Source organism: Candidatus Nitrosarchaeum limnium BG20, from assembly GCF_000241145.1.
GTDB classification, from domain to species: Archaea; Thermoproteota; Nitrososphaeria; order Nitrososphaerales; family Nitrosopumilaceae; genus Nitrosarchaeum; species Nitrosarchaeum limnae.
Genome location: NZ_AHJG01000106.1, coordinates 1 through 4,921 on the forward strand (window position 1 = coordinate 1; position 4,921 = coordinate 4,921).

The window sequence follows — 4,921 nt, forward strand, 5'->3', positions numbered from 1 at the left end:
ATCAAATTCATCTGGACGTGTATTGTCATACTTCCAATCAAAACCATTGTCGATATTTGAATCCGGATACCCATGTCCTCTAATTAACGATATTGTATTATCTACAAAATTTACTGATATTTCAGCATATAACGCATTAGGATACAAGTAGATTATGTTTGGATGAGATGTAATTGCATCAAACATCTTTTTTGTAACATACTCATTATGTAACAAAATGATCTTATCGTATTTTGAAAGTATGTTTGGATTTTTATCAAGTTCTATATCTGTAATTGAATCATATCCTAATAATTTTAAAACTTTGACTGCATTTGCACTAGATTGTTCCCCTAATTGATCAATTGATACAATCTTTGTTGTTGTACAAGTATCACACTTTCCAGCGTAAAAATCATAAAAACCATCTTCTGAGTATGCACTTGCAGTATATATTGGAATGATAACTAGCGGTTTATTTTTTTTATCATAAACTCCAATCTCTGAATAAGTTTCTGATAGATCTGGTTTTAATTCAAAAGTGGCTTTCATAGGTATCTGCTTTCCGTTTATAGTAACGAAATCTTTTGGATCCACAAAAATATCAAACAAACTACCACTACCCCATTTTATCAATTCTGTATTTGGCAAATTTTGTATTTCTTTTTGAATTGGTATGTCTTGTGTTGTATTTGTTCCCAAATAAACAGAGATTCCAATAATTGATAATGCAGCAATACCTAAAATGATCTTTTTCAATAATTTCATATCTATACTTTTTAAAATAAATGAAGTTATTATATACTAAGTTTAGAGAAGTATAAGAAATGTCGCAAATTCGCTTTGCTATACCTAAAGGTAGTCTTGAGGAAGCAACGTTCAAACTTCTTGAAAGATCATGGACTCAAGTAAATAGAAAAGACAGAACTTACAGAGTGTATCTTGATGATCCAAATATTGTTGTAAAAATGCTTAGGCCACAAGAAATTCCAACACTAGTATCGGAAGGATTGTATGATGTTGGTATCACTGGAAAAGATTGGGTTGGTGAAACAAACGCTGATGTTGAACCAATATTAGATTTAGAATACGGAAAAATTCGTCTGGTTGTTGCTTTTCCTGAAAAATATCATTACAAAAATCTGGATGAAATGATAGCTGATTATGCTAAGAAGAAAAAAATACTTCGTATATCATCTGAATATCTTATTACCGCATCAAAGTTTCTAAAGCAATCTAAATCATATAAAAAACATTATGGAACAAAAGATCCTTTAATCGTAACACCGTGGGTCAGACTTGGAACAAACAAGAATGTGCAAATTCATTTATCATTTGGTGCAACAGAAGCAAAACCTCCTGAAGATGTAGATGCAATAATGGATGTAACTGAAACTGGAACTACACTAAAACAAAATAAATTAAAGATTGTTGACGAAGTTATTACATCTACAGCTCATTTAATTGTCAATAAAAAATCTTTAAGGGATCCTCAAAAACGTGAAAAAATATTTGATATTGTTACCTTAATGCGAGGTGCAGTACATGGAAGAAAGTATCTTCACATTTACCTAAATGTAGAAGAAAAGAACTTGAAAAAACTTTTACACGAAATACCATCTCTGAAAAACCAACAATTAGTCCACTAAGTGAAGAAGGATGGTATGGGATAAACACGATTATCCAAAAAGCAGATTTTCACAAACTAATTCCAAAACTTAGAAAAATTGCCCAGGGACTAGTTGTTCATGAACCAAGACAAATTCTAGAACTAGAGGAGATTAAGCGTGATGAAGAAAATTGATGAAAATAATTCGAGTAACTAATGTGGACAAGTTTGTAAGCCAAGTTTTGCCAAAACAGCCACAAAAAAATAAGCTTGTGGTAGATTCTATTTTAAAAGATGTACAAAAAAATGGAGATTTTGCAATAAAAAAATTTGAAGAAAAATTTAGTGGTAGTAAAATCACTTCACTTCGTTTATCACAAAATGAAATAAAGAGTGCATTTTCTAAAGTATCTCAAAATGAAATAAACGCAATAAAATTGTCTAAACAGAGATTAGAAAAAACTGAATCTAGTGTAAAGTCTATTTTAAAAAAATAAAACCATTAACATAGATGGAATAAAAATTTCGAAAAAATTCCAACCCATACAAAGTGTAGGTTGTTATATTCCAGGTGGTTTGGCGAGATATCCAAGCTCTGTTATAATGTCTGTAATTCCTGCAAAAATTGCAGGAGTGAAAAGAATCGTAGTTGTATCTCCTCCTAATTCGGATGGAAAAATTGATCCGTTGACTATTGTAGCTGCAAATTTGTGTGGTGCAAGCGAAATTTATCGTGTTGGAGGCGCTCAAGCAATCGCTGCTTTATCCTTTGGTACAATCTCCATACCTAAAGTTGATAAAATAGTTGGACCTGGTGGTCCATTTGTAACACTTGCAAAGTCAATGATTAACGATAAAACATCAATTGACATGCTTGCAGGTCCTACGGAATTAGGAATTATCGCAGATTCAACTGCTAATCCACAATACGTTGCATTAGATCTAATCTCACAATCAGAACACAGCAATGATACTTTTTGTTATTTGATAACTAATTCCGAGAAACTGGCAAAAACAGTTGATAAAATAGTTGATGATCTGGTTGGTAAAGTCAAAAGAAATAATTTTGTAAAGACCAGTCTTATAGAAAATGGCTTTCTTGCAATATGTAAAAACAATTCAGATATTATTAAGCTAGCAAATGAATTAGCTCCAGAACATTTGCAAATTATGACAAAAAATCCCAGTGCCTTTGCATCAAAAATTACTTCTTCTGGATTAATACTACTTGGAGATAACACTCCATCATCTGCAAGTGATTATCTTTTAGGCTCAAATCATATCTTACCAACTAATGGATTTGGTAAAGTACGTGGTTCCCTCTCTGTTTTAGACTTTATGAAAATAAACACACAGATCACTGCATCAAAGAAATCTTTATCAAAAATCTCAAAATCTATGCAAATATTTACTGAGTCAGAAGGACTTCCAAATCATTATGAAGCAGTACGAGGTAGAATGTAATGAAAAAAAATTGGATTGAAAAAAGAATTAAAGAATTGACTTCTATTGGAGGATATAAAAAACCAGAGATACGTCCTGATACACTCAAACTTGATTCTAATGAGAACTATGTCATCTCTAAACAATTTCAACAGGATCTAATCAACAATGCAAAAAAAAATTGTGACATTAGAGAATATCCTTTGGGTGGAGTAGAACGACTGATTGCTCAATTATCAAAGTTCCTCAAAGTTGATTCCACTATGATTGGTGTTGGAAATGGTTCTGATCAAATACTGGATCTGATTTTGTCAAATATTGCAACAAAGCAAACTAAAATTCTTACATCAAATCCAACCTTCGGATTCTTTGAAGAAAGATGCAAACTATATGCAATTCCAGTTACTACAATTCCATTTTCAAATGATATGACATTAGATGTGAAAGAATTTCTAAAAATATCCAAAAATGCAGATATCTTGTACCTTGATTCTCCAAACAATCCAACTGGATTTCAGTTTCAAAAAGATGATCTACAAAAATTAGTGAAAACTTTTGACGGATTAATAATAATTGACGAAGCATATGGTGAATTTGGAGAATTTTCATTATCTGGAATGGTAAAAACACAAGAAAACCTAGTTGTTGTACAGACACTCTCAAAATCGTTTGGTTTGGCTGGCTTAAGATTAGGATATTTTATTGCAAATAAAAAATTCACAGATACGTTTAATCAAATACTGCAATATCCATATCCTGTTAGTACAATTACCATCGAATCTGCGATTCTTGCATTGGAACAATCTGCTCAAATGAAAAATGCTGTTCAATTAATCAAGGAAGAGCGAAAACGAATAATCGAGAATCTTAGAAAATATGATGCCTTTGAGGTTTTTGACTCCAAGGCTAACTTTGTACTCTTTGATGCTCACGGATCTTACAAAAGAGTCTATGATGCACTTGCAGAACAAGGAATCTCAATTAGAAAACTTGGAAAAATTGGAAAGCATGATGGTTGTCTCAGAGTTACAGTTGGAACCAAAGAGATGAACTCTAAATTTTTACTTGCAATCCGTGATTTGTTAGAATGACCTTAACAATAAAACAACCCGGTATTTACATAGATGATTCTATAAAAAATGAAATTCTAACACTAGATGGAATAATTTTTGATTGTGATGGGGTACTAATTGATGTAACTAAATCATATGATTTAGCAATTCAGAAAACTACTCAATACATTGTAGCAAACATGGCAAATATATCAAACCCAATTACAATTAATTCAAAAATCATTGATGGCTTCAAATCTACTGGAGGATTTAATGATGAAGTTGATCTTACATATGCTGCAATTCTTTCAATTGTTGCAGCAGAAAAACTTAGGATTGATCAACAGAAATTTATCTTTGATGTCATAGCAAATACGGACTCTTCAGGAATTTTATCTGTAGAACATTATATTGAGAAACTCGCAGATGTCAATGATATTAAAAATAAGCTATCATATCCTGGAACTCACCATAATAATCCGTTATACCAAATATTTGATCAAATCTTTTATGGTCCAGAACTATATCTCAAATTTTTCAAAAAACCATCTCAATTTTCAGAATCTGGGTTGATAAACAACGATGTTGTCATAGTAACTAACAAACTGATTGAAAAATTAGCAAAAAAAATCACTTCTAAAATTTCAATTGTATCAGGACGTGGAAAAGAATCAGTCAAATATTCCCTAAAATCATTATTAGATAAATTTGATCTGAAAAATTCTGCATTTTTAGAAGATGAATCAAGAGAACTTGCAAAACCCAATCCTGAATCTTTAATTCGTTCAATAAAGGGAATGGTATGTACTAATTGTGTCTATGTGGGGGATTCTATGGA

At 31.4% G+C, this 4,921-nt stretch carries 5 protein-coding genes and 1 pseudogene; 5 read left to right on the forward strand and 1 reads right to left on the reverse strand.

What is annotated here, in order from left to right; all coding sequences use genetic code 11:
* On the reverse strand, positions 1–747 hold a 747-nt coding region (locus tag BG20_RS03350), incomplete at its 3' end, for a hypothetical protein (RefSeq protein ID WP_010190921.1).
* Between the two features lie 59 nt (positions 748–806).
* On the opposite strand from BG20_RS03350, the gene hisG reads away from it, so the two are divergent.
* From hisG to BG20_RS03370, 5 genes and pseudogenes are all read left to right on the forward strand, one after another.
* Positions 807–1,628, forward strand: coding sequence for an ATP phosphoribosyltransferase (hisG, locus tag BG20_RS03355; RefSeq protein WP_010190922.1), 822 nt, complete (start codon positions 807–809; stop codon positions 1,626–1,628).
* On the forward strand, positions 1,616–1,783 hold the full coding sequence (locus BG20_RS13080; protein WP_238527472.1) for a hypothetical protein: 168 nt from the start codon (positions 1,616–1,618) through the stop codon (positions 1,781–1,783). Before hisG ends, BG20_RS13080 begins: the two co-directional genes overlap by 13 nt.
* Positions 1,783–3,052 (forward strand): annotated as a pseudogene (gene hisD, locus BG20_RS03360) (histidinol dehydrogenase). Before BG20_RS13080 ends, hisD begins: the two are co-directional and overlap by 1 nt.
* Complete coding sequence (hisC, locus tag BG20_RS03365; protein WP_010190924.1) at positions 3,052–4,122, forward strand: histidinol-phosphate transaminase; 1,071 nt, start codon at positions 3,052–3,054, stop codon at positions 4,120–4,122. Before hisD ends, hisC begins: the two are co-directional and overlap by 1 nt.
* The coding region (locus BG20_RS03370; RefSeq protein WP_010190927.1) for a hydrolase at positions 4,119–4,921 on the forward strand (803 nt) is incomplete at its 3' end. The genes hisC and BG20_RS03370, both read left to right, overlap by 4 nt.

Bases quoted from the DNA above. Each gene is read 5' to 3' on its own strand.
- hisG (WP_010190922.1), top strand. From the start codon at position 807: ATGTCGCAAATTCGCTTTGCTATACCTAAAGGTAGTCTTGAGGAAGCA.
- hisC (WP_010190924.1), top strand. From the start codon at position 3,052: ATGAAAAAAAATTGGATTGAAAAAAGAATTAAAGAATTGACTTCTATT.